General features: G+C 77.3%; 1 pseudogene. It reads left to right on the top strand.

Annotated features, from left to right (window positions below):
• Nucleotides 1-480: pseudogene (locus BKE38_RS30055) on the top strand (hypothetical protein); the annotation flags it as partial.

The raw sequence follows: 480 nt of genomic DNA, 5'->3' as shown, positions 1-480 counted from the left end.
AGCCCGCCCCGCCGCCGCCCGGGCCGGGCTCGGACGACGCCGCGCTGACCTTCCACAACCTGCCGGCACCGCTGCGCGACAAGCTGCTGACCGGCCCGCTGGAGGCGACGCTGGCCGCCAGCTTCCGCTTCGGCGGCCTGCCCGCGCTGGGCACCCGGCCGCTGCTGCTGGCCGGCCCGCCCGGCGCGGGGAAGACGCTGACCTCGGTCAAGATCGCCGCGCGCCATGTGATGGACGGCGAATCGCCGCCGCTGCTGATCAACACCGACCACCAGCGCCCGGGTGCTGCCGACCAGCTGACCGGCGTGGCCGAGGTGCTGGGCGCCAGCCTCGCCCAGGCCACCTCCCCTTCCGCCGCGCTGCAGGCCATCGCGCTGCGCCCGCCCGGCGGCGCCGTGCTGATCGACACCCCCGGCACCGATCCCTTCGAGCCGCATCAGGCGCGGCTGCTGGCGGCGCTGATCGCGCAGACCCGGCCGC

The organism is Teichococcus deserti (assembly GCF_001982615.1).
Taxonomy (GTDB): domain Bacteria; phylum Pseudomonadota; class Alphaproteobacteria; order Acetobacterales; family Acetobacteraceae; genus Pseudoroseomonas; species Pseudoroseomonas deserti.
This window is presented reverse-complemented; position numbering and strand designations above follow the sequence as displayed.